We start from the raw sequence: 21,387 nt of genomic DNA on the forward strand, positions 1-21,387 counted from the left end.
CGTCGGCTCAGACGCCGACGGGCACCTGCTCGTCGGCCACGGCCTCGGCCGGCGGGACCTGCGCCTTGCCGCGGCCCGGGATCAGCAGGGCGACCAGCGCTGCGACGGCCACCGCCGCCGCACCGATCCACAGCGCGGGGACGGTGCCGTCGGTGAAGGCCTGGCCGGACTCGTAGCCGCCCCGGGCGGCGAACACCGCGCCCAGGACCGCGATGCCGAGCGCGCCGCCGACCTCGCGCAGCGCGTTGTTCGCGCCGGAGGCGATGCCCTGCTCGGCGGGGCGGACGCTGGACATGACCACGCTGGCGGCCGGGGCGAAGTACAGGGCCATGCCGATGCCGCTGATGATCAGGCCGGGGAGCTGGGCGGCGTACGAGACGCCCGGTTCCAGCACGAGGGCGAAGAGCCCGAGGCCGACGGCCTGAAGGGCGAGGCCCGCCACGACGACCGGCCGGCCGCCTATCCGGTCGGAGACATAACCGGCGATGGGCGCGACGATCAGCGGCATGGCGGTCCACGGGAGCATCCGCAGCCCGGCCTCGGTGGGCGAGTAGCCGGCCACGCCCTGGAGGAACTGGGCGAGCAGGAAGATCGAGCCGAACATCCCGAGGAACATCAGCAGGCTCGCGATATTGATCCCGAAGAAGGCGCGGCTACGGAAGAGCCGCATGGGCAGCATGGGGTTCTTGTGGGTGAAGCCGTGGCGGACGAAGCCGATGAGGAGCGCGGTGCCGATGATCAGCCCGGCGAGGACCGGGGTGCTGGTCCAGCCGTCGGCCTGGCCGTTGACCAGGGCGTAGACGATCCCGAAGAGGCCGCCGCTGACGAGGAGCGTGCCGGGTATGTCGATGCGGGCGTTCGGCGCGTACGACTCGTCGAGGCGCAGCCGGGCCAGCGGGAGCAGGGCCAGGCCGATCGGAACGTTCAGCCAGAAGATCCACTGCCAGGAGATGTGCTCGGTGAGGCTGCCGCCGACGAGCGGCCCGCTGGCGACGGCGAGGCCGGTGACGGCGCTGAAGATGCCGAGGGCGGCGCCGCGTCGGGCGACGGGCACGGCCGCGGTGAGCAGGGTGAGGGTCAGGGGCATCATCACCGCGGCGCCGACGCCCTGGACCGCGCGGGCGGCGATGAGGGCGTCGATGCCGGGTGCGAGGGCGGCCGCGGCGGAGGCACCGGTGAAGATCACCAGTCCGGCCATGAAGAGCTTGCGGCGGCCGAAGCGGTCGCCGAGGGCAGCGCCGAACATCAGCAGGACGGCGAAGGTAAGGGTGTAGGCGCTGACCGTCCATTCGAGGTCTTCCAGCGCCCCGCCGAGGTCCTTGCGGATGGACGGCAGGGCAGTGGTGACGACGAGGTTGTCGAGGGCCGCCATGAAACCGGCGACGCTGGTGATGACGAGGGCCCAGACGGCGCTCCCGCGCCGGGCTGCTTGCTGCTGCATGACTCCCCCAGAGGGTTAGCTATTGATTACTAACTTTTACGGGCACAGGAACCCCGCCCGGGCGCAGACGAGTGACCGGCGTGCGCGGGTCACTCGTCTTGGGCTTCTTCTTTGGGCTTCTTTTCGGACGGCTTCTTGGACGGCTTCTTGGGCTGCTTTTTGGGCTGCGCGGCGATGTAGAAACCGGACCACATCCGGTGGTCACTGGGAAAGCCCAGCGAGACCAGGACGTTGATGAGCATGCCGTAGGCCAGGAAGGTCGTGGTCTCGTTCACGTCCGCGCCGAGACCCAGATGGACGGCGTCCCAGAGCTCCAGCCAGCCGGCTCGCACCTGCTGCCCGAACTCGTGGTCTCCGGCAGACTCCGCCGCGGCCACCGCGACGTACATCTGCATCTGCATCATCAGCTTCTCCGGATCACCGGCGATGAGCTGCTGATACGCCGCCGCCATCGCCTGCAGGGCCTCCTCGCCCTCCAGACCCTCGGCGGCCTCCTGGAAGACGCGCCGGGTGTCGGCCAGGCAGCGGGACGAGGCGGCGAGGAAGATGGCCTGCTTGTTCGTGAACAGACGGAAGAGGTACGGCTGCGAGACGCCCACCCGGCGGGCGATCGCCTCGGTGGAGGTGCCGTTGTACCCGCTGCCGGCGAACTCGGTGATCGCCGCGCGGATGACGCTCTCGCGCCGCTCGTCTGCACTCATCCTGACCATACGAGTAAGTTAGTGGCCAATCACTAACCCTGTCAAGTAACAGTAAGGGGCACCCTCCAATAGAAGGTGCCCCTTACTCAACAATGTCACTCTCTGTCAGGAATCTCCGTCAGGGCTCCCTGCCCGGACTCCCCGTCAGGACCCCCGTCAGGCAAGACGGACGACAGCGCGGGACATGCCCAGCACCTTCTGTCCCGCGCTCTTCGCCGTGAGGTCTATCCGCACCTGATTGCCGTCCAGCTTGTCGGCGACCTTCGCGGTGACCTCGATCAGCGCACCCTGGTCGTCATTGGGTACAACGACGGGCCTGGTGAACCGCACGCCGTACTCGACGACCGCCGCCGGGTCGCCCGCCCAGTCGGTGACCACCCGGATCGCCTCGGCCATGGTGAACATGCCGTGCGCGATGACGTCGGGCAGCCCGACCTCCTTGGCGAACTTCTCGTTCCAGTGGATCGGGTTGAAGTCGCCGGAGGCGCCCGCGTACTGCACGAGCATGGCGCGCGTCGCAGGGAAGGACCGCGCGGGCAGCTCGGTGCCGACCTCGACGTCCGTGTAGGAGATCTTCGCCGTCATCACGCCTCCTCGGCGGCGGCACGCGCCACCAGCTTCGTCCACGCCGTCACCACGTGCTCGCCGGCCTCGTCGTGGACCTCGCCGCGGACGTCAATGATGTCGTTGCCCGCCATCGACTTGATCGCCTCGATGGTCGAGGTGACCGACAGGCGGTCCCCCGCGCGCACCGGGCGCTTGTATGCGAACTTCTGGTCGCCGTGCACCACACGGCTGTAGTCCAGACCCAGCCGGGGATCCCGGACGACATCCCCGGCGGCCTTGAACGTGATCATGAAGACGAAGGTCGGCGGGGCGATCACATCGCTGTGGCCGAGAGCCTTGGCGGCTTCCTGATCCAGGTACGCCGGATTGGTGTCGCCCACCGCCTCGGCGAACTCACGGATCTTCTCCCGGCCGACCTCGTACGGCGCGGTGGGCGGATAGGCCCGCCCCACAAAGGACTGGTCGAGCGCCATGGACTCGTACCTCCTGATGAATCGTCGGGACAGACAGTCGGTGTCGGGACAGACAGTCGATGCAGACAACCGTCGGGACAAACGACACGAGGCCGCCCCCGAAGTGGGGACGGCCTCGCATACGAGCCTGTATTTAGCGCGTTTCGCGGTGCGCAGTGTGCGCCTTGCAGCGCGGGCAGTGCTTCTTCATCTCAAGACGGTCCGGGTTGTTACGCCGGTTCTTCTTGGTGATGTAGTTCCGCTCCTTGCACTCCACGCAGGCCAGCGTGATCTTCGGGCGGACGTCGGTGGCAGCCACGTGAGTGCTCCTTGGACGGACGGTGGACGGATGAACGTAAAACGGAAGAACGCATAAAAGAGTAGCCGATCGAAGGACCGACCCCACAATCGGCTACCGTGTGTAGCGGTGACCGGACTTGAACCGGTGACACAGCGATTATGAGCCGCTTGCTCTACCGACTGAGCTACACCGCTTTGATGGGCGGATCACCCGCCCGAAGACGGGATCACCGATCACCAGAGCCCCAATACGGAATCGAACCGTAGACCTTCTCCTTACCATGGAGACGCTCTACCGACTGAGCTATTGGGGCGAGCGATGAAGACATTACACGGTCGCCCACCGATCGCCCAAATCCGTTTCGCGGCCCTCACCACAAGGGTCGCGTACGCCACTCGCGCCCCCTCCGGTACGACTTTTCGGCTCCTCCCAGAAGGCGGGTTGACGGACCCCTAGGCTCGACTCACGCTGCGTGATCTTGATCTTGCCCGCCCTCTTGATCTTGCACGCCCGAGCCCCACCAGGAGCCCGATGTCCGACAGCCAGCCACAGCATCCCCGCCCCTCGGGCAACTCGGGAAATGCGGAGAACTCAGGCACCTCGGGGGCCCTGGGAAGCGGCGGCGGTGCCCCCGGCTCGGACACCGGCTCACTCCTGCTGTGCGGCGCCCGTCTGACCGACGGCCGCACCGTGGACGTCAGGCTCGGCGCCGGGCGCATCGAGGCGGTCGGCACCGCGGGCAGCCTGCCCATGTCGGGTGCCCGGGTCGACCTCGCCGGCTATCTCCTGCTGCCTGCCCCCGCCGAGCCGCACGCCCACAGCGACACCGCCCTGTCCGCCGACGACGGCGGACCGGTGTCGTACGCGGCCGAGGACGTCCAGCGCCGCACCACAGAGGCCGCGCTGCTGCAACTCGGCCACGGCGCGACCGCCCTGCGCTCACACGTGCGGATCGGCGATGTGCAGGGGCTCGGGCCGATGGAGGCGGTGCTCCAGTCCCGGCGCTCGCTGCGCGGCCTGGTCGACCTGACCGCGGTCGCCGTGCCCCGGCTGCTCACCGGGATCGCCGGGGCCGACGGGCTCGCGATGCTGCGGGACGCCGTGAAGATGGGCGCCGGCGTCGTGGGCGGCTGCCCGGACCTGGACCCCGACCCGGCGGGCTACGCGGAGGCCGTCCTGGAGATCGCCGCCGAGCACGGCTGCCCGGTGGATCTGCACACGGAGGGTGACGATCCGGCGCGGCTGGCCCGGCTCGCCGCGATGGCCGGCGGGCTGCGGCCCGGCGTCGTGATCGGCCCCTGCGCCGGCTTGTCCCGCCTCCCCCTGGCCGCCGCGTCGCGCGCGGCGGACCAGTTGGCGGCGGCCGGGGTGACCGTGGTCTGCCTGCCGCAGGGCGACTGCGCGGGCCTGGAGCGGCGGGGCAGCGGATCGGCCCCCGTACGGCTGCTCCGGGCGGCCGGGGTACGGGTCGCCGCGGGCAGCGGGGCCCTGCGGGACGTCGCCAACCCGGTCGGGCGGGGCGACCCCCTGGAGGCCGCCTACCTACTGGCCTCGCAGGGCGGGATGCGGGCGCCGGACGCGTACGGGGCGGTGAGTTCGGCGGCGCGTGAGGCGATGGGGCTGCCCGAGGTGCGGGTGGAGGCGGGGTTCCCCGCCGAGCTGGTCGCCGTGCGGGGGGAGCGGCTGACGGGCGTGCTGTCCCTGGCGTACAGCCGCATCGTCATCCACCGCGGGCGGGTGGTGGCCCGTACCAGCGCGGTGCGCGAGTACTGCGACTCGGCGGTCGCCGTCGCGCTCGATCTGCCCCGTCAGGGGCGAATCGAGCCAGGCCCCTGAGCACGGCCGCGCCCGTGCGCGTACCGTCGGAATCATGCGCATTGTCATCGCAGGTGGACACGGTCAGATCGCACTGCGGCTTGAGCGGTTGCTCGCCGCACGCGGACATGGGGTCGCGGGCATCATCCGCAACGCCGATCAGAGCGACGAGCTGCGGGCGGTGGGCGCCGAACCGGTCGTACTCGACCTGGAATCGGCCTCCGTCGAACAGGTCACGGAGGCGCTGGGCGGCGCCGACGCCGTCGTCTTCGCGGCGGGCGCGGGGCCAGGCAGCAGCGCCGAGCGCAAGGAGACGGTGGACCGCGACGCAGCCGTGCTCTTCGCGGACGCGGCGGAGCGGGCGGGCGTGCGCCGCTACGTCATCGTGTCGTCGATGGGCGCGGACGCGAAGCATCCGGGCGACGAGATCTTCGACGCGTATCTGCGCGCCAAGGGCGCGGCCGACGACGCCGTACGCTCCCGGGCGCGCCTGGACTGGACGGTCCTGCGGCCGGGCGCGCTGACCAACGACGCAGGGACCGGGCTGGTGACGCTCGAGGCCTCGACGGGGCGTGGGCCCGTACCGCGCGACGATGTGGCAGCGGCCCTGGCGGAGCTCCTGGAGACACCATCGACGGCGGGCCTGACCCTCGAACTCATCAGCGGTGCGGTGCCGGTCGCGGTCGCGGTGAAGGACGTCGCCGGTAACTGACCGCCTCGCGGCATCCGAACGTCCCCGGTATCCAACGTCCCCGCTATCCGGGGGTGCCCGGGGTATCGCCGCCGGTAGGTGAACGTCTCGTGCCAGCCGATGAGTTCCGGGCCGCGCCGGTGTCCTGCAAGGACAACTTCCCTGCGTCACGAGGAATCCCTTGCCGCCCGAGCACACAGCAGCGATTGAACGGCCCGAGCCAACCGTCATCGAGCGGGGCGAGCAGCCCTATGCGGCGATCAGGGGGCAGCTGACCATGGAGAGCTTCGGCCTGATCGCCGACCGGATGCCGGAGCTCTTCGCCTGGGTGGCCGCACACGGAACCGAACCGGTCGGCGGACCGTTCTTCCGGTACAACGTCATCGGTGCGGACGGGCAGTTGGAGGTCGAGGCCGGCGTGCCGGTCTCGACCTCCCCGGAGACGGAGGGTGACGTCCTGGTGGGCCTGCTGCCCGCGGGGCGGTATGTGACGGTGACTCACGTCGAACATCCGGACCAGCTGGTCGAGGTCACTGAGCGGCTGCTGACCTGGGCGGCGGAGCGTGACCTGGAGTGGGACCTGGTGCGGACCGTGGACGGGGGCGAGCGGTGGGCCTGCCGCCTGGAAATCTTCAAGACGGACCTGCGCGTGGAGCCCGATCCGGCGAAGTGGGAGGCGGAGGTCGCCTTCCGGCTCGCGGACAGCCTCTGACCCGGTCGCGGACCCGGACCCGGTCGCGGTCCCGGTCCCGGTCGCGGTCCCGGTCCCGGTCCCGGTCCCGGTCTGCCATCCGCTGCGCGGCGGCGGCTGCCCGACCTCTGCGGCACACACGAAAAACCCCCTTGGGACTGCATCTCTGCAGTCCCAAGGGGGTTCCCTACATGTGGCGGCGCCAGGATTCGAACCTGGGAAGGCTAAGCCGGCGGATTTACAGTCCGCTCCCATTGGCCACTCGGGCACACCGCCATGGGATGTCGCCGCTGGAGTGGACCGCCTGGGCGGTGCTCCGTGGCAACGACGCAAACGATACCTGATGCCCGGGGGTGCTACGCCACTGGATTGATCAGCGCTCCGGGCGGGCGGGGGTGGCTAGGCTTGCGGGAGCGGTTGGGGGCGGCCCGGCCGCGTACGGCGCCCAGCAGAGGCATCGATACCAAGCACCCGATACAAGGAGCCACAGGACATGGCCGACTCCAGTTTCGACATCGTCTCGAAGGTCGAGCGGCAAGAGGTCGACAACGCCCTCAACCAGACCGTGAAGGAGATCGCTCAGCGCTACGACTTCAAGAACGTCGGGGCTTCGATCGATTGGTCCGGCGAGAAGATCCTGATGCAGGCGAACTCCGAGGATCGCGTCAACGCGATCCTCGATGTCTTCCAGAGCAAGCTGATCAAGCGCGGGATCTCGCTGAAGGCGCTGGACGCCGGTGAGCCGCAGCTGTCCGGCAAGGAGTACAAGATCTTCGCGTCCATCGAGGAGGGCATCTCCCAGGACAACGCCAAGAAGGTGGCGAAGATCATCCGCGATGAGGGCCCCAAGGGCGTCAAGGCACTGGTGCAGGGCGACGAGCTGCGGGTCAGCTCGAAGAGCAGGGACGACCTGCAGACGGTGCAGGCGCTGCTCAAGGGCAAGGACTTCGACTTCGCGCTGCAGTACGCGAACTACCGCTGACTACCGCTGACCTGGCGGTTCGCAGCACGGCGGGGGTGGGGGCGGCTTGGCCGGCGCCACCCCCGCCGCGATGTCCGAATCCCGCCGGACATGGCGGAGCGGGCGTCGCAGACTCGTCGTATGCGGATGCAGATGCGGATGCGCGGATGTGTCCGGGTGACGACGTGTTGTGGTGAAGGAAGGAACTGGCGATGACGGTCTACGCGACCATGGACAGCCCCCTGGGCGAACTGCTGCTGGTCGGCGAGGAGTCCGCGACCGCCGCCGGTGGTACCGCGCTGGCCTCGCTGTCCGTGCCGGGGCAGAAGGGCGGGGCCGTCGTCCAGGACGGCTGGCACCACGCCCCTGGCGCCTTCGACGAGATCGTGCGGCAGGTACAGGCGTACTTCGGCGGGGAGCTGACGCACTTCGACGTGGAGTACGCCGCCGGCGCCGGCACGGACTTCCAGCGGCGGGTGTGGGAGGCGCTGGACGGCATTCCGTACGGGACCACCACGTCGTACGGGAAGCTCGCCGAGGGAATCGGGGTGTCGCGGGCCGGGGTGCGGGCGCTGGGGACCGCGATCGGGCGCAATCCGCTGCTCGTCGTGCGGCCGTGCCATCGCGTGATCGGCGCGGACGGCTCGCTGGCCGGTTACGCGGGCGGCCTCGACCGCAAGCGGCAGCTGCTGGATCTCGAAGGTGGCAGGGCAGGGGCGTGACGGGGCTGTTCCCGCGTCCCCGGGTGCTGGTGGCACCGGGGGCGGTGCATGTGCCCGGTTGGCTGTCTGTGGCGGAGCAGCGGGCGTTGGTGGGGGCGTGCCGCGAGTGGGCGCGGGGGCCCGTACCGATCCGGCACACCCGGCTGCCGAACGGCGGGGTCATGTCGGTGCGCACGGTGTGTGTCGGGTGGCACTGGCAGCCGTACCGGTACACGCGCACGGCGGACGATGTGAACGGTGCGCCGGTCGCGCCGTTCCCCGACTGGCTGGCGGAGCTTGGGCGCCGGGCGGTGGTTGAGGCGTACGGCGAGGAGGCAGGTCCCGGCGGGCCCACGTACGCGCCGGACACCGCGCTGGTGAACTTTTACGACGGCGACGCGCGGATGGGCATGCACCAGGACAAGGACGAGAAGTCCAGGGCTCCGGTGGTGTCGCTGAGCATCGGCGACACCTGTGTCTTCCGCTTCGGGAACACCGAGGGGCGCGGACGGCCGTACACCGATGTGGAGTTGGCCTCGGGGGACCTTTTCGTGTTCGGCGGGCCTTCGCGTTTCGCGTACCACGGTGTGCCGAAGGTGGTGCCGGGGAGCGGGGATCCGGCGACGGGGATGGCCGGCGGGCGGCTCAACCTCACGTTGCGCGAGACCGGGCTCGGGTAGCCGCAGCTCGTTCACTGCGGCTCGGGCAGGCCGGCTGGTTCTCAGCGCGAGCGTGAGTTGCCGAAGAGGAGCCGGTAGGCGATCAGGAGGGCCAGCGCGCCGCCGATGGCCGCTGCCCAGGTCGCCCCGTCGTAGAACTCGTTGGAGATGGGGCGGTCGAGCCAGCGGGCCGAGGCCCAGCCGCCGATGAACGCGCCCGCTATGCCGATGAGGGTGGTGCCGATCAGGCCGCCCGGGTCGCGGCCCGGGAGCAGGATCTTGGCGGCGGCTCCGGCCAGCAGTCCGAGGATGATCCAGCTGATGATGCCCATGCCATGAGCCCCTTTCGTGGTGGTGCGTCTCGGGTAGCTCGTAGTTCGCAGCTCGTACGTGGAGACGCCCGGGGGCGGGGATGCGGTTGCGCAGCTCAGCGAGGTGCGGTGCACGACACAGGGGACACAAAGGCATGGCTGGTGCCCGTGGCCCCCGTGTGCCCGGCTACCGGGGGCGAAGGGCTGGCCCGTCGGGACGATTTCGTGTAGCACCCCGATACTGGTCAGGGGCGGACCCCGCCCCTGACCAGCGCGGAAGGGCAACACATGAAGCTCCTGAGCCTTCTCCTCAACATCCTTTGGTTCGTCTTCTGCGGGTTCTGGATGGCCATCGGCTACACCATCGCGGCGATCATCTGCTTCATCTTCATCGTGACCATCCCGTTCGGCGTGGCCTCGCTGCGCATCGCCGGGTACGTCCTGTGGCCGTTCGGCCGGACCACCGTTGATCGACCGGGCGCGGGCGCACCCTCGTTCATCGGCAACGTGATCTGGGTCGTCTTCGCCGGCTGGTGGCTGGCGCTCGGCCACCTGCTGACGAGCATCCCCCTTTTCGTGTCCATCGTTGGCATCCCCTTCGGCTGGGCGAACCTGAAGCTCATCCCGATTTCGCTGATGCCGCTCGGGCGGGAGGTCGTCCCGACGGACGAGAAGTTCGGCGCACGCTAGCGCTCCCCCGACACAACGGTGTCCCCGGTTTGCTTCATCCGGGGGCACCATCTCTGGTGGCAACGCCCGTGCCCCTCTGGGTTCCTGCGCTGCTACCGCAAATGGCCGTTGAAGGGCGGATTGACCCCCGCGTGCTGACGCTCCCCACTGACCGCTGAGGGCCGGCCAGATGACGTTGAGGATTGTCTTCAGGGTCAGTGACCTGCCATTTGTTCGAGCCGGGCGATGCGCTCCGCCATCGGCGGGTGGGTGGAGAACATCTTGGCCATGCCCTGGCCGGGGCGGAAGGGGTTCGCGATCATCATGTGGCTCGCGGCCTCGATCCGCGGCTCGGGCGGCAGCGGCAACTGCTTCGTACCGGCGTCGAGCTTGCGCAGGGCGCTCGCGAGGGCGAGCGGGTCACCGGTGAGCTGGGCGCCCGCGGCGTCCGCCTGGTACTCGCGGGAACGGCTGACGGCGAGCTGGATGACGGTGGCGGCCAGGGGGCCCAGGATCATGATCAGCAGCATGCCGACGATGCCGGGGCCCTCGTCGTCGTTGGACCGGCCGATGGGGATCAGCCAGGCGAAGTTGACCAGGAACATCACCACGGAAGCGAGTGCGCCGGCCACCGACGAGATCAGGATGTCCCGGTTGTAGACATGACTGAGCTCATGGCCGAGGACGCCGCGCAGCTCGCGCTCGTCGAGGATCCGCAGGATCCCGTCCGTGCAGCAGACGGCGGCATTGCGCGGGTTACGCCCGGTCGCGAAGGCGTTGGGGGCCTGGGTCGGGGAGATGTACAGGCGGGGCATGGGCTGGCGGGCGGCCGTCGAGAGCTCACGGACCATGCGGTACAGCTGCGGCGCCTCGAATTCGCTCACCGGGCGTGCCCGCATGGCACGCAGGGCCAGCTTGTCGCTGTTCCAGTACGCGTATCCGTTGGTGCCGACCGCGATGACAAGCGCGACGATCAGGCCCGTACGGCCGAAGAAACTGCCGATGAGGATGATGAGCGCGGACAGTCCCCCGAGGAGTACGGCAGTCCTCAACCCGTTGTGCCGGCGGTGCACGGTACGCCCTCCAAGTGGTGCGGCGGGGAACCCCTTGCTGGGTGGGTTTGGTGGGTGGGGTGCTGGGTGGGGTGGGTGCTTCCACATCCAGTGGAGCCTTCCTCACTGGTCAACGCCAGGCGAGGAGGGCTAGTTCCCTTGTGCGCGGGCGCGCGGGGCCGACAGTCCGTGGGCCGTACGGGAAAAGGGCCCCGGGGTGTGCGGCCTACTGCCCGGGGGTGCGGCCTACTGGAAGAGGTCGCCGGTGGCGAAGCGCAGCACCAGCTGGGGGGCGCCGGACAGGGCGATGCCCGCGACGGCCGTGAGAGTGATGGCGACGGTGACCGGCATGGGCACCGCGTGCTTGATCCGCGCGCCCGGGGCGTCGGTCCTGCTGTCCGGCGCGTCCCCGTCCTCGGCCCCTGCGGGTGCGCGGAAGAGGGCGGTGGTCCACTGGAGGTAGTAGTAGAGCGCGATGACGACGTTCACGGCCATGATGACGGCGAGCCAGCCGAGGCCCGCGTCGACGGCCGCGGAGAAGACCGTGACCTTGGCGAAGAGCCCGATGATGCCGGGCGGCAGGCCCGCCAGGCAGAGCAGGAAGAAACCGAGCGCCAGGGCCGCGAGAGGGTGGGTGGCGTACAGGCCGCGGTAGTCGGCGATCCGGTTCAGCGGGTTCGTACGGGCCACGAGGGCGGCGACCGCGAAGGCGCCCAGGTTCACCACGGCGTACATCAGGGCGTACGCGACGGTGGAGCCGATCTGGTCGTCGCTGGAGTAGGCGGCGGCCGCGATCGGGACCAGCAGGTAGCCGGCCTGTGCGACGGAGGACCAGGCCAGCAGGCGAACCGCGCTGTACGCGCGCGTGGCGGACTGGCGCAGGGCCGCCACATTGCCCACGGTCATGGTGAGCGCGGCGAGCACGGCGATCGCGGGGCCCCACACGTCCGCGTACGAGGGGAAGGCGACGACGGTGACGAGGATGAGCCCCGTGAAGCCGACCGCCTTGCCGACGACGGACAGGTAGGCCGCGACGGGCAGGGGCGCGCCCACGTAGGTGTCGGGGACCCAGAAGTGGAACGGCACGGCGGCCGTCTTGAAGGCGAAACCGACGAGCGTCAGGGCGACACCCGCCTTGGCGAGGGTGTCCAGCTGCGCCGGTACGTCGTCCAGGCGGGTGGCGATCTCCGTGAGGTGCAGGGTGCCGGTCGTCGCGTACACGAAACTGACGCCGAGCAGCATCACGGCGGTCGCGGTGACGGAGGACAGGAAGAACTTCAGCGCCGCCTCCGAGGAGAGGCGGTCACCGCGCTTGAGCCCCACAAGGGCGAAGGCGGGCAGCGAGGCCACTTCGAGAGCCACCACGAGAGTGGCGAGGTCCCGCGAGGCGGGCAGCAGGGCGGCGCCCGCCGCCGAGGACAGCAGCAGGAACCAGAACTCCCCCGCCGGGAGCTTCTTCGTCTCGGTCAGTGAGAGCAGCGCCGTGAGCAGCGCGCCGCCGAGCACCAGCAGCTGGATGACCAGCGTGAAGTAGTCCGCGGTGTAGCTGCAGACAGCGGCGTCGGAGGTGAGGCAGAACGTCGAACGGTCTCCCTCGCGCAGCGGCAGCAGGGCGAGCAGTGCCAAGGCGAGACCCGCGATCGAGATCCACCCGAGCAGCTGCTTCCTGTTCTCGCGTACGAAGAGGTCGGCGACCAGGACGAGCAGGCCCACCGCCGCCGTGATCGTCGGCGGTGCGATCGCCGCCCAGTCGACCGACTGGACGAGGCTGGCTGCGCTTTCGGCGGCCACGGTCACGACTTGCCTCCTGCGAGGAGCTTCTGCACGGCCGGGTCGGTGAGGCCGAGGAGGACCGCGGGCCAGAGTCCGGCGAGGACGGTGAGGGCGACGAGCGGGGTCCAGGCGGCGAGCTCGTAGCCCTGGATGTCGGCGATGGGCTCGGGGGTTTCGCGCTGCTCCCCCATGCAGACCCGGCGTACGACGAGGAGCAGGTACGCGGCGGTGAGCAGGGTGCCGATGCCGGCGATCACCATGAAGGTCAGGAAGGCGGGGCGGCTGAGGCCTTCGGCGGGCTGGAAGGCGCCGAACATCGTGAGCATCTCGCCCCAGAATCCGGCGAGTCCGGGCAGCCCGAGTGAGGCGACGGCGGCGAAGGCGAGCAGGCCGCCGAGGCGGGGAGCCCGGCCGTAGAGGGCGGCGCCGGTGGCTCCGGCGAGGGTGTCGAGGTCCGCGGTGCCGTAGCGGTCCTTGAGCGCGCCGACCAGGAAGAACAGCAGGCCGGTGATCAGACCGTGGGCGATGTTGGCGAAGAGCGCGCCGTTGACGCCGGTGGGGGTCATGGACGCGATGCCGAGGAGCACGAAGCCCATGTGGCCGACGGATGAGTACGCGATGAGGCGCTTGAGGTCGCCCTTGGCGCCCTTGCGGGCGAGGGCGAGGCAGGCGAGGGACCCGTAGATGATGCCGACGACCGCGAAGGCGGCGAGGTACGGCGCGAAGGTGTGCATGCCGTCGGGGGTGATGGGGAGCGCGATGCGGACGAACCCGTACGTGCCCATCTTGAGCAGGACGCCCGCGAGGAGGACCGAGCCGACGGTCGGGGCGGCGGTGTGAGCGTCCGGGAGCCAGCTGTGCAGTGGCCACATCGGGGTCTTCACCGCGAGCCCGATGCCGATCGCGAGAACGGCTACGACCTGCACCGATGTGGTCAGTCCGCGGCCATTGTCAGTGGCGAGTGCCACCATGTCGAATGTGCCCGACTTCAGTCCGATGAGGAGGAGACCGAGCAGCATGACGACGGAGCCGAGCAGCGTGTAGAGGATGAACTTCCAGGCGGCGGCCTGCTTCTGGGCGCCGCCCCAGCGGGCGATCAGGAAGTACATCGGGATGAGGACCATCTCGAACGCCAGGAAGAACAGCAGCAGATCGAGGACTGCGAAGGTCGCCAGGGTGCCGGACTCAAGGACGAGCACCAGGGCGACAAATGCCTTCGGGGATGGGCCCGCAGGCATCTTGAAGTAGCTGTAGAGCGCGCAGAGGAAGGTCAGCAGCGCGGTCAGTACGAGAAGGGGGAGCGAGATGCCGTCGATGCCGAGGTGGATCCTGACGTCGAGCGCCGGGATCCAGCTGATGTCGGTCGTGGCCTGCATCTTCGACGGGTGGGCGTGGTCGAAGCCCAGGGCCAGGACCACGGCGGCGATGAGGATCGCGCCGGTGACGACCATGCCGTGGCGGAGCACGGCCTGGTCGGGGTTCTTGCCCTTGAGCCCGGGAGGGGCGGGCAGAAGCGCGGCGACGGCGCCGACGAGCGGGGCGACGACGATGAATGCCAGGAGGAACTGCATCACGGACGGGCTGATATCGATCACTGCTCACGCTCCGACGGCGGCGACGATGACGGCGGCGATCGCCAGGACGACGGACCCGGCGAGCAGTGCGCTGAGGTAGGTCTGCACATTGCCGGTCTGGGCGCGGCGGACGCCCGCGCCGAGCAGGCGCGGGATGGTGCCCGCACCGCGTACGTAGGTGTCGACGACCTCGCGGTCCAGGAAGCGGACCAGCTCGGCGGCCGCCAGGACGGGCCGTACGAAGAGGGTGTGGTAGACGGCGTCGAGGTGGAATCCGGCGGCGGCGTGGCGGTGCAGCGGGCCGAGCAGGAGTCGGCCGGGGTCCGCCGGGTCGGGGGCCGACGCGATGTCGCCGTAGGCGGCGGTGTGGGTGGCGATGGCTTCCGCCTCGGAGGCCGCCGGGTCGGCGTCGGGGTGGGCGGCGACGGCGCCGATCGGGGGCCGGACCGCGGCCATGGCCGTCGTGTGCCGCCAGGCGCCGTAGGTGACGAGGCCGCCGACCAGGGCGACGCCGGTGCCGAGGACGGCGGTGGTGACGGTCGGGGTGAGGGAGTGGACGTCGAACCAGCCTGCGAGTTGGCCGACGGTGAGGCCGAGGCCGAGTGAGGGGACGGCCAGGAGCCACAGCACGCCGTTCATGGCGAGTGGCTGCTTGCCGTGGTCCGGCGCGGCGGGGCCACGGCCGCGGAAGGCCAGCAGCCACAGGCGGGTGGCGTACGCGGCGGTGAGGAGGGCAGTGAGGAGGCCCGCGACGAACACGGTCCAGCCGACGCCGGAGGGGACGCCCTGGGTGTCGCCGAGGGAGGCGTGCTCGGCGGCGACGAGGACGGCTTCCTTGGAGAAGAAGCCGGCGAAGGGCGGGATCGCGGCGAGTGCCAGCAGGGCGATCGTCATCGTCCAGTAGGCGTCGGGAATCTGCTTGGCGAAGCCGCCCATGCGGGACATGGCGGCCAGCGAGTTGGTGCCGGCGGCGTGGATGATCACGCCCGCGCCGAGGAAGAGGAGCGCCTTGAAGGCGCCGTGGGTCAGGAGGTGGAAGACGGCCGCGCCGCGGTCACCGACGGCCAGGGCGCCGGTCATATAGCCGAGTTGGCCGATGGTCGAGTAGGCGAGGACACGCTTGATGTCGTCCTGGGCCAGGGCGGCGAGCGCCGATCCGACCATGGTGACGGCGGCCATCACGGCGAGGACGGTCAGCGCCGCTGCGGAGGACGCGAAGACGGGGAGGAGGCGGGCCACGAAGTACACACCGGCGGCGACCATTGTCGCGGCGTGGATCAGCGCGGAGACGGGCGTGGGGCCCGCCATCGCGTCGGGCAGCCAGGTGTGCAGCGGGAACTGCGCCGACTTGCCCGCGACGCCCGCGAGAAGCAGCAGCGCGATCAGGGTGGGGTGGTCGAGGCCCCGGTCGCCGACCACGTCCAGGATCGTGGAGATCCGGAAGGAGTTCGCGTCGGCGGCCAGCGCGAACAGGCCGAACAGGAAGGGGACATCACCGAGCTTGGTGACCAGGAAGGCCTTCAGGGATGCGGCGCGGGCCTCGGGCGTCTCCCAGTAGTGGCCGACGAGGAAGTACGAGCAAATGCCCATGATTTCCCAGCCGACCAGGAGCACCATCAGGTCGCCGGAGTAGACGACGAGCAGCATCGCGGAGGTGAACAGGGAGACCAGGGCGGCGTACGAGGGGTAGCGCGGGTCGTCGCGCAGATAGCCCGTCGAGTAGATCTGCACGCAGGTCGCGACGACCCCGACCAGGACGGCGACCAGGACCGCGAAGCCGTCGAGGTGCAGGGCCAGGTCGATGGGGACCGAGCCGGTGGGGGTGAGCCGGGTCGAGGCCTCAATGTCCTTGCCGCCGCCCTGGCGTACGGCGACGAGCACGGCCAGCACGGCGGCGGCCACGGTCGGCAGTACGGCCAGGGGCCGCACGAACCCGGGGGCGGTGCGGCCGAGCAGCAGGCCGGCCACGGCGCCCAGGAACGGAAGGAGCGGAACGAGGACGGCGAGGGTCGTGATGGTCACGCGGCGGCCTCAGCCTTCTGTGCCGGGGCGGAAGCTTCGTCGTCGGGGCCTTCGGCGGTGTCGCGGAGCCGGTCGATGTCCGAGGTGCCGCGGTTGCGGTAGACCATCAGGACGATCGCCAGGCCGATGCCGATCTCCGCCGCGGCGATGGCGATGGTGAAGAGCGTGAGTGCCTGGCCGGAGTGCAGGGTGTCGCGGAGCCAGACGTCGAAGGCGACGAGGTTGAGGTTGACGGCGTTGAGCATCAGCTCGACGGACATCAGGACCAGGATCGCGTTGCGGCGCGCGAGTACGCCGTACAGCCCGGTGCAGAAGAGGAGGGCGGCGAGCACGGCGGGATAGGCGAGGTGCATCAGCGCTTGTCCTCCGGGGCGGTGTCGGCCGGGGTGGTGGCGGCGTTCGGGTCGTCCGTGTCCTTGTCGTCGGTGTCCTTGTCGTCGGTGTCCTTGCGGGAGAGGACGATCGCGCCGATCAGCGCGGCCAGCAGCAGGACCGAAAGAGCCTCGAAGGGCAGCACCCAGTGCTGGAAGAGGATCTCGCCGGTCACCTTGGTGGAGCCCTGCGCGGGCCCGTCCAGGTCGATCCAGGTCGTACGGAACGCGTCGACGACCACCCACACGAGCGCGGCCGCCGCGGCGAGGGCCACGGCGAGCGCGACCCAGCGGTTGCCCGAATCGGCGTCCGGGGAGCGGCCGATGGGGGCCTTGGTGAGCATCAGCCCGAAGAGAAGGAGGACCACGACGGAGCCGACGTAGATCAAGACCTGGACCCAGGCGATGAACTCGGCCGTGAGCAGGAGGTATTCGACGGCGATGCCGCCGAGCGCCACGACCAGCCAGAGGGCGGCGTGCACCAGCTGCTTGGTCGTGACCGTGATGACGGCCGCGCCGAGGGTGGCGATGCCGACGAGCAGGAAGGCGATCTCGACGCTGGCCGGGGAGAGAAAGCCGTGTTCGGCGGCGGCGGAGGCGGCAAGGTGGCTTACTCGGTGGCTCATTCGGTGGCCCCCTCTTCGCGCTGTCCCTGCTCGGCTGTGGGCTCACCCGCGGCATGTTCCTGCCGGGGTGCCTGCTCCGGGGCCGCCTGTGGCTGGGCCGCCTGTGCCTGGGCGGCCTGGTCCTGGGCCGCTTGCTCCTGGGCGGCTGCGAGCTTGTCGGCGGTCTTGCGGGCTGCCGCGATCTCCTTCGGCTCCTCGGCCGCCGGATCCAGCGCGGGCGGCGCGGGCACCGTCCACATCCACTCGCGGAGCTTGTCCCGCTCATGGGTCAGCTCGTGAATGTCCGTCTCCGCGTACTCGAACTCCGGGGACCAGAAGAGCGCGTCGAAAGGACACACCTCGATGCAGATACCGCAGTACATGCAGAGCGAGAAGTCGATCGCGAAGCGGTCCAGGACATTGCGGCTGCGCTCGCGGCCGCCGGGGGCGGCGGCCGGGAGGGTCTCCTTGTGGGAGTCGATGTAGATGCACCAGTCGGGGCACTCACGGGCGCAGAGCATGCAGACCGTGCAGTTCTCCTCGAACAGACCGATCACGCCGCGCGAGCGGGGCGGGAGTTCGGGCTGGACGTTGGGGTACTGCGCGGTGACGGTCTTCTTCGTCATGGTGCGGAGCGTGACGGCCAGGCCCTTGGCGAGGCCGGACCCTGGGATCGGAGCCATTACTGGATCGCCACCTTCACGATGCCGGTGAGCGCGATCTGCGCGAGAGCGAGCGGGATGAGCACGGTCCAGGCGAGCTTCTGCAACTGGTCCTCGCGCAAGCGCGGGTAGGTGACGCGCAGCCAGATGACGCCGAAGGCGAGGATCGCGGCCTTCAGGAGCGTCCAGACCCAGCCGAGGCCGTCCGCACCCCACGGGCCGTGCCAGCCGCCGAGGAACAGGACGGTGGTCAGACCGCAGAGGACGACGATTCCGGCGTACTCGGCGAGCAGGAAGAGAGCGAAGCGGAGGCCCGTGTATTCGGTGTACGCGCCGAAGATGATCTCCGAGTCGGCGACCGGCATGTCGAACGGCGGGCGCTGGAGTTCGGCGAGGCCCGCCACGAAGAAGACGAGCGCGCCGACGATCTGCCACGGCAGCCACCACCACTCGAAGGCGTTGAGGATGCCGGGGAGGGAGACCGTACCGGCCGCCATCGCCACGGAGGCGGCGGTGAGCAGCATCGGCAGTTCGTACGCAAGCAGCTGAGCGGCGGTGCGCAGGCCGCCCAGGAGGGAGAACTTGTTGGCCGATGCCCAGCCTGCCATCAGCGAGCCGAGCACACCGATGCCCATCACGGCGAGCACGAAGAAGATGCCCGCGTCGACGACCTGTCCGACCGCGCCCTCGCTCGGGCCGATCGGGATCGCGACGAGGACGAGGAGGTACGGGAGGAGGGCGACGGCGGGCGCGAGTTGGAAGATGCGCCGGTCGGCGTTGGCCGGGACGATGTCTTCCTTCTGGGCGAACTTCACACCGTCCGCGACGAGCTGGGCCCAGCCGTGGAAGCCGCCCGCGTACATGGGACCAAGCCGGCCCTGCATGTGCGCCATCACCTTGTGCTCGGCCTGGCCCACGACGAGGGGGAGCACCAGAAATACGGCGAAGACGATGAGCAGCCGGAGGGCGACATCGAGTACGTCGTTCACGCGTCGCTCCCTCGTTCGTCGGCGGGACGGTCCACGTCGGCGTGGGTGTCGGTGTCGGTACTTCCGGTCGATTCGGCCGAGCCGGTCGCTTCGGTGTCCGGAGCACCGTCGGCCCCTTCGGCCGTGTCCGTGCCCGTGCCCGTGCCCGGAAGGTTGTGCCACGGGGTGTCCGTGGAGCGGGCGGGCGGCGTGGGCCGGGTCGGCGGCGGCTCCGGCGCGGGTGCCTGCGGCCCTGACGGCGGGGTCTGCGCCGGGGCTTGCGGGGTGTCCGGAGCCTGCACCGACGGCGGCGCGGCCTCCGATGCCTGCTCAGCGTCCGGCGTCTGCCCGGCCTCCTGCGTCTGCCCGGCCTCCTGCCCGGCCTGGCTAGCCGAGCCCGTGCTCACGCTGCGGGCTCGGCGTGGCGGGCGGTCGGCCGCCGCAGCTCCCGCAGCACCTGATCCCGCAGCACCGGCCGCGCCCGCGCGCGGGGTGCGGGTCGGGCGGGACGGGGCCGGGGGGAGTTGGCCCTTCAGCGGGCCCCATTCGTTCGGGTCGGGGACGCCCGGCGGCAGCATCTGGCGGCGCTTGGGGCCGCCGTGGTCGGACTCCCCCGGCTCCTTCGCGCCCGGCCATGCCTTGGCGACCCGGGCCGCGAGGACGAAGTCCTTGCGCAGCGGGTGGCCTTCGAAGCCGTCCGGCAGGAGGAGCGGGACGAGGTGGGGGTGGTCCGTGAAGTCGACGCCGAACATCTCGTGCGTCTCGCGCTCGTGCCACCCCGCGCCCGCGTAGATCTCCACGGCGCTGGGGACGACGGGCGCCGAGTGCGGGACGGTCGTACGGATGAGGAGACGGCGTACCCGGCGATTTTCCAGGGCCACGACATGGGCGCAGACCTGGAAGCCGGTGCCCGGCTCGTCGACCGCGCTCAGCCAGTCGAAGTAGGTGCAGCCCAGCTTGTCGCGGGCGATCTCCAGGGCCGCGACCCACGAGCCGATCGGAACATCGACGGTGAGCAGGTCGTAGGCGTGGCCGGCCGTGGCCTCCTCGCCGAAGATCTCGGTGACGGCGTCCGGGAGGGTGTCGTACGGAGTCACCGTGTTCGCGTTCGGGTCACTCACTTCGCGTCGTCCTCCCCCGGAGCCGAAGCGGGAACAGGAGTAGTGGAAGTAGTGGGAGTAGCGGGAGAAGCGGGCGCCGGCGGCGGTGTGAGCAGGCCGCTCTGCAGCGCGGCGGCCGACGGGGGCCGGCCGTAGCCGTAGCGCTCGCTCAGCGACTCGCGGGAGATCTTTTCCTGGAGCTTGAGAATGCCCTGGAGCAGCGCCTCGGGGCGGGGTGGGCAGCCCGGGACGTACACATCGACCGGGATGATCTGGTCGACGCCCTTCGTCACGGAGTACGAATCCCAGTACGGGCCGCCGCAGTTGGAGCAGGCGCCGAAGGAGATGACGTACTTGGGCTCGGGCATCTGCTCGTACAGCCGCTTCACGGCCGGGGCCATCTTGTCCGTCACCGTGCCGGAGACGACCATCAGGTCCGCCTGGCGCGGGCCCGGCGCGAAGGGGATCACGCCGAGGCGGATGAAGTCGTGGCGCGCCATGGATGCCGCGATGAACTCGATCGCGCAGCAGGCGAGTCCGAAGTTGAAGACCCACAGGCTGTAGCGGCGGCCCCAGTTGAGAACCACCTTCATGGGTTCCGGCGCGAGCCGTGAGAGCACTCCCAGACGCTGTGGCTCCGGCAGATCAACAGGGGTCACGCCCATTCGAGGACGCCCTTCTTCCATGCGTACAGCAGTCCCACGGCCAGGAAGCCGAGGAAGATGAACATCTCGACCAGAGTCGCGGCGCCGTATCCGGCGGCGGCGAAGACCGTCGCCCACGGGAACAGGAAGATCGAGTCGACGGCGAAGATCACGTACAGGAAGGCGTAGACGTAGTAGCGGACCTGTGTGTGCGCCCAGCCCTCGCCGACCGGGTCCACTCCGCACTCGTACGTGAGCATCTTCTCCGGTGTCGGCACGACGGGCCGCAGCAGTCGCCCGGCCCCGAAGGCCACGGCGACGAACAGCACACCGACGACCGCGAGCAGCCCGACGACCGAGTAACTCTCGAAGTAGTCCGGGTACCCCGCCGCGAGATCCGTCGCGAGATCCGCGGCGGAATTCGTCGCAGAACTCGTCGCGGGATTTGTCGTGGGTTGCGCCGCAAGAACAGTCGATTCCGGCACGTCCGCCCCTCGCTCCCTGGCCTCGTTGCGTCCTGTTCGACGATCTGTACGCACGGGAGTCTAGGCCCTGGTAAAGACTCGGTAAGCAGCCGCGTCACACCGGGGTGGGGTTATCCCTACTTCCGTACACCCAGCCACCCCATGGCATCCCCGGCACCGGCCCGGCAGGCT

General features: G+C 70.0%; 24 protein-coding genes and 3 tRNA genes. 7 read left to right on the forward strand and 20 right to left on the reverse strand.

Features of this window, described 5'->3' with window-relative positions; all coding sequences use genetic code 11:
* Positions 1–7: 7 nt before the first annotated feature.
* The 7 genes from ABCR94_RS25835 to ABCR94_RS25865 all read right to left on the reverse strand — a co-directional run bounded on the left by ABCR94_RS25835 (position 8) and on the right by ABCR94_RS25865 (position 3,775).
* Positions 8–1,441 (reverse strand): DHA2 family efflux MFS transporter permease subunit, encoded by a 1,434-nt coding sequence (locus tag ABCR94_RS25835; protein WP_347122408.1) that lies wholly within the window; start codon positions 1,439–1,441, stop codon positions 8–10.
* Between the two features lie 89 nt (positions 1,442–1,530).
* On the reverse strand, positions 1,531–2,151 hold the full coding sequence (locus tag ABCR94_RS25840; protein ID WP_347122409.1) for a TetR/AcrR family transcriptional regulator: 621 nt from the start codon (positions 2,149–2,151) through the stop codon (positions 1,531–1,533).
* 147 nt (positions 2,152–2,298) lie between these two features.
* A complete protein-coding gene (locus ABCR94_RS25845) occupies positions 2,299–2,727 on the reverse strand; it encodes a MaoC family dehydratase (protein WP_347122410.1) in 429 nt (142 codons plus the stop codon).
* Positions 2,727–3,182, reverse strand: a complete 456-nt coding sequence (locus ABCR94_RS25850; RefSeq protein WP_347122411.1) for an FAS1-like dehydratase domain-containing protein — start codon at positions 3,180–3,182, stop codon at positions 2,727–2,729. Before ABCR94_RS25850 ends, ABCR94_RS25845 begins: the two co-directional genes overlap by 1 nt.
* A 133-nt stretch (positions 3,183–3,315) precedes the next feature.
* Positions 3,316–3,480, reverse strand: coding sequence for a 50S ribosomal protein L33 (gene rpmG, locus ABCR94_RS25855; protein WP_006347275.1), 165 nt, complete (start codon positions 3,478–3,480; stop codon positions 3,316–3,318).
* 103 nt (positions 3,481–3,583) lie between these two features.
* Positions 3,584–3,656: transfer RNA gene (locus ABCR94_RS25860), tRNA-Met, on the reverse strand.
* A gap of 46 nt (positions 3,657–3,702) precedes the next feature.
* Positions 3,703–3,775, reverse strand: a tRNA-Thr gene (locus tag ABCR94_RS25865).
* Positions 3,776–3,993: 218 nt separating this feature from the next.
* Here ABCR94_RS25865 and ABCR94_RS25870 point away from each other — a divergent pair.
* From ABCR94_RS25870 to ABCR94_RS25880, 3 genes are all read left to right on the forward strand, one after another.
* Entirely contained in the window at positions 3,994–5,298 is a 1,305-nt protein-coding gene (locus ABCR94_RS25870) for an amidohydrolase family protein (protein WP_347122412.1), read from the forward strand.
* 34 nt (positions 5,299–5,332) lie between these two features.
* Positions 5,333–5,989, forward strand: coding sequence for an SDR family oxidoreductase (locus ABCR94_RS25875; RefSeq protein WP_347122413.1), 657 nt, complete (start codon positions 5,333–5,335; stop codon positions 5,987–5,989).
* A gap of 160 nt (positions 5,990–6,149) precedes the next feature.
* A complete protein-coding gene (locus tag ABCR94_RS25880; protein ID WP_347122414.1) occupies positions 6,150–6,680 on the forward strand; it encodes a GyrI-like domain-containing protein in 531 nt (176 codons plus the stop codon).
* A gap of 173 nt (positions 6,681–6,853) precedes the next feature.
* On the opposite strand, the gene ABCR94_RS25885 is transcribed toward ABCR94_RS25880, so the two are convergent.
* Positions 6,854–6,935 (reverse strand) — tRNA-Tyr (locus tag ABCR94_RS25885).
* Between the two features lie 217 nt (positions 6,936–7,152).
* On the opposite strand from ABCR94_RS25885, the gene ABCR94_RS25890 reads away from it, so the two are divergent.
* From ABCR94_RS25890 to ABCR94_RS25900, 3 genes are all read left to right on the forward strand, one after another.
* Positions 7,153–7,641 carry a YajQ family cyclic di-GMP-binding protein gene (locus ABCR94_RS25890; RefSeq protein WP_347122415.1) on the forward strand — a complete coding sequence of 163 codons (489 nt, stop codon included), beginning with the start codon at positions 7,153–7,155 and terminating at the stop codon, positions 7,639–7,641.
* 191 nt (positions 7,642–7,832) lie between these two features.
* Positions 7,833–8,342, forward strand: coding sequence for a methylated-DNA--[protein]-cysteine S-methyltransferase (locus ABCR94_RS25895; protein ID WP_347122416.1), 510 nt, complete (start codon positions 7,833–7,835; stop codon positions 8,340–8,342).
* Positions 8,339–9,001: an alpha-ketoglutarate-dependent dioxygenase AlkB family protein gene (locus ABCR94_RS25900; RefSeq protein WP_347122417.1), complete on the forward strand. Its 663-nt coding sequence runs from the start codon at positions 8,339–8,341 to the stop codon at positions 8,999–9,001. The genes ABCR94_RS25895 and ABCR94_RS25900 overlap by 4 nt, the downstream gene beginning before the upstream one ends.
* A gap of 41 nt (positions 9,002–9,042) precedes the next feature.
* Here the strand turns inward: ABCR94_RS25900 and ABCR94_RS25905 are convergent, their stop codons facing one another.
* Entirely contained in the window at positions 9,043–9,312 is a 270-nt protein-coding gene (locus tag ABCR94_RS25905; RefSeq protein ID WP_347122418.1) for a GlsB/YeaQ/YmgE family stress response membrane protein, read from the reverse strand.
* Between the two features lie 267 nt (positions 9,313–9,579).
* Here ABCR94_RS25905 and ABCR94_RS25910 point away from each other — a divergent pair, with 267 nt between their 5' ends.
* Positions 9,580–9,981: a YccF domain-containing protein gene (locus ABCR94_RS25910; RefSeq protein ID WP_347122419.1), complete on the forward strand. Its 402-nt coding sequence runs from the start codon at positions 9,580–9,582 to the stop codon at positions 9,979–9,981.
* Positions 9,982–10,175: 194 nt separating this feature from the next.
* On the opposite strand, the gene htpX is transcribed toward ABCR94_RS25910, so the two are convergent.
* The 11 genes from htpX to ABCR94_RS25965 form a co-directional block, all read right to left on the reverse strand.
* Complete coding sequence (htpX, locus tag ABCR94_RS25915; RefSeq protein ID WP_347122420.1) at positions 10,176–11,033, reverse strand: zinc metalloprotease HtpX; 858 nt, start codon at positions 11,031–11,033, stop codon at positions 10,176–10,178.
* A 225-nt stretch (positions 11,034–11,258) separates the two neighbouring features.
* The gene (locus ABCR94_RS25920) at positions 11,259–12,809 is read right to left on the reverse strand and encodes an NADH-quinone oxidoreductase subunit N (protein WP_347122421.1); all 1,551 of its coding nucleotides are present in this window, start codon (positions 12,807–12,809) and stop codon (positions 11,259–11,261) included.
* Complete coding sequence (locus ABCR94_RS25925) at positions 12,806–14,356, reverse strand: complex I subunit 4 family protein (RefSeq protein WP_347122511.1); 1,551 nt, start codon at positions 14,354–14,356, stop codon at positions 12,806–12,808. Before ABCR94_RS25925 ends, ABCR94_RS25920 begins: the two co-directional genes overlap by 4 nt.
* 27 nt (positions 14,357–14,383) lie before the next feature.
* Positions 14,384–16,381 carry an NADH-quinone oxidoreductase subunit 5 family protein gene (locus ABCR94_RS25930; RefSeq protein ID WP_347122422.1) on the reverse strand — a complete coding sequence of 666 codons (1,998 nt, stop codon included), beginning with the start codon at positions 16,379–16,381 and terminating at the stop codon, positions 14,384–14,386.
* Positions 16,378–16,734, reverse strand: a complete 357-nt coding sequence (nuoK, locus tag ABCR94_RS25935) for an NADH-quinone oxidoreductase subunit NuoK (RefSeq protein WP_347122423.1) — start codon at positions 16,732–16,734, stop codon at positions 16,378–16,380. The genes ABCR94_RS25930 and nuoK overlap by 4 nt, the downstream gene beginning before the upstream one ends.
* The gene (locus ABCR94_RS25940) at positions 16,734–17,378 is read right to left on the reverse strand and encodes an NADH-quinone oxidoreductase subunit J family protein (protein ID WP_347122424.1); all 645 of its coding nucleotides are present in this window, start codon (positions 17,376–17,378) and stop codon (positions 16,734–16,736) included. Before ABCR94_RS25940 ends, nuoK begins: the two co-directional genes overlap by 1 nt.
* Entirely contained in the window at positions 17,375–18,040 is a 666-nt protein-coding gene (locus ABCR94_RS25945; RefSeq protein WP_347122425.1) for a NuoI/complex I 23 kDa subunit family protein, read from the reverse strand. The genes ABCR94_RS25940 and ABCR94_RS25945 overlap by 4 nt, the downstream gene beginning before the upstream one ends.
* Positions 18,040–19,008 carry a complex I subunit 1/NuoH family protein gene (locus tag ABCR94_RS25950; RefSeq protein ID WP_347122426.1) on the reverse strand — a complete coding sequence of 323 codons (969 nt, stop codon included), beginning with the start codon at positions 19,006–19,008 and terminating at the stop codon, positions 18,040–18,042. The genes ABCR94_RS25945 and ABCR94_RS25950 overlap by 1 nt, the downstream gene beginning before the upstream one ends.
* Entirely contained in the window at positions 19,005–20,108 is a 1,104-nt protein-coding gene (locus ABCR94_RS25955; RefSeq protein WP_521977809.1) for an NADH-quinone oxidoreductase subunit C, read from the reverse strand. The genes ABCR94_RS25950 and ABCR94_RS25955 overlap by 4 nt, the downstream gene beginning before the upstream one ends.
* Positions 20,105–20,752 carry an NADH-quinone oxidoreductase subunit B gene (locus ABCR94_RS25960; RefSeq protein ID WP_347122427.1) on the reverse strand — a complete coding sequence of 216 codons (648 nt, stop codon included), beginning with the start codon at positions 20,750–20,752 and terminating at the stop codon, positions 20,105–20,107. Before ABCR94_RS25960 ends, ABCR94_RS25955 begins: the two co-directional genes overlap by 4 nt.
* Positions 20,743–21,216: an NADH-quinone oxidoreductase subunit A gene (locus ABCR94_RS25965; protein WP_347122428.1), complete on the reverse strand. Its 474-nt coding sequence runs from the start codon at positions 21,214–21,216 to the stop codon at positions 20,743–20,745. Before ABCR94_RS25965 ends, ABCR94_RS25960 begins: the two co-directional genes overlap by 10 nt.
* Between the last annotated feature and the right edge of the window lie 171 nt (positions 21,217–21,387).

It is taken from the genome of Streptomyces changchenzhani (assembly GCF_039766235.1).
Lineage (GTDB): Bacteria > Actinomycetota > Actinomycetes > Streptomycetales > Streptomycetaceae > Streptomyces.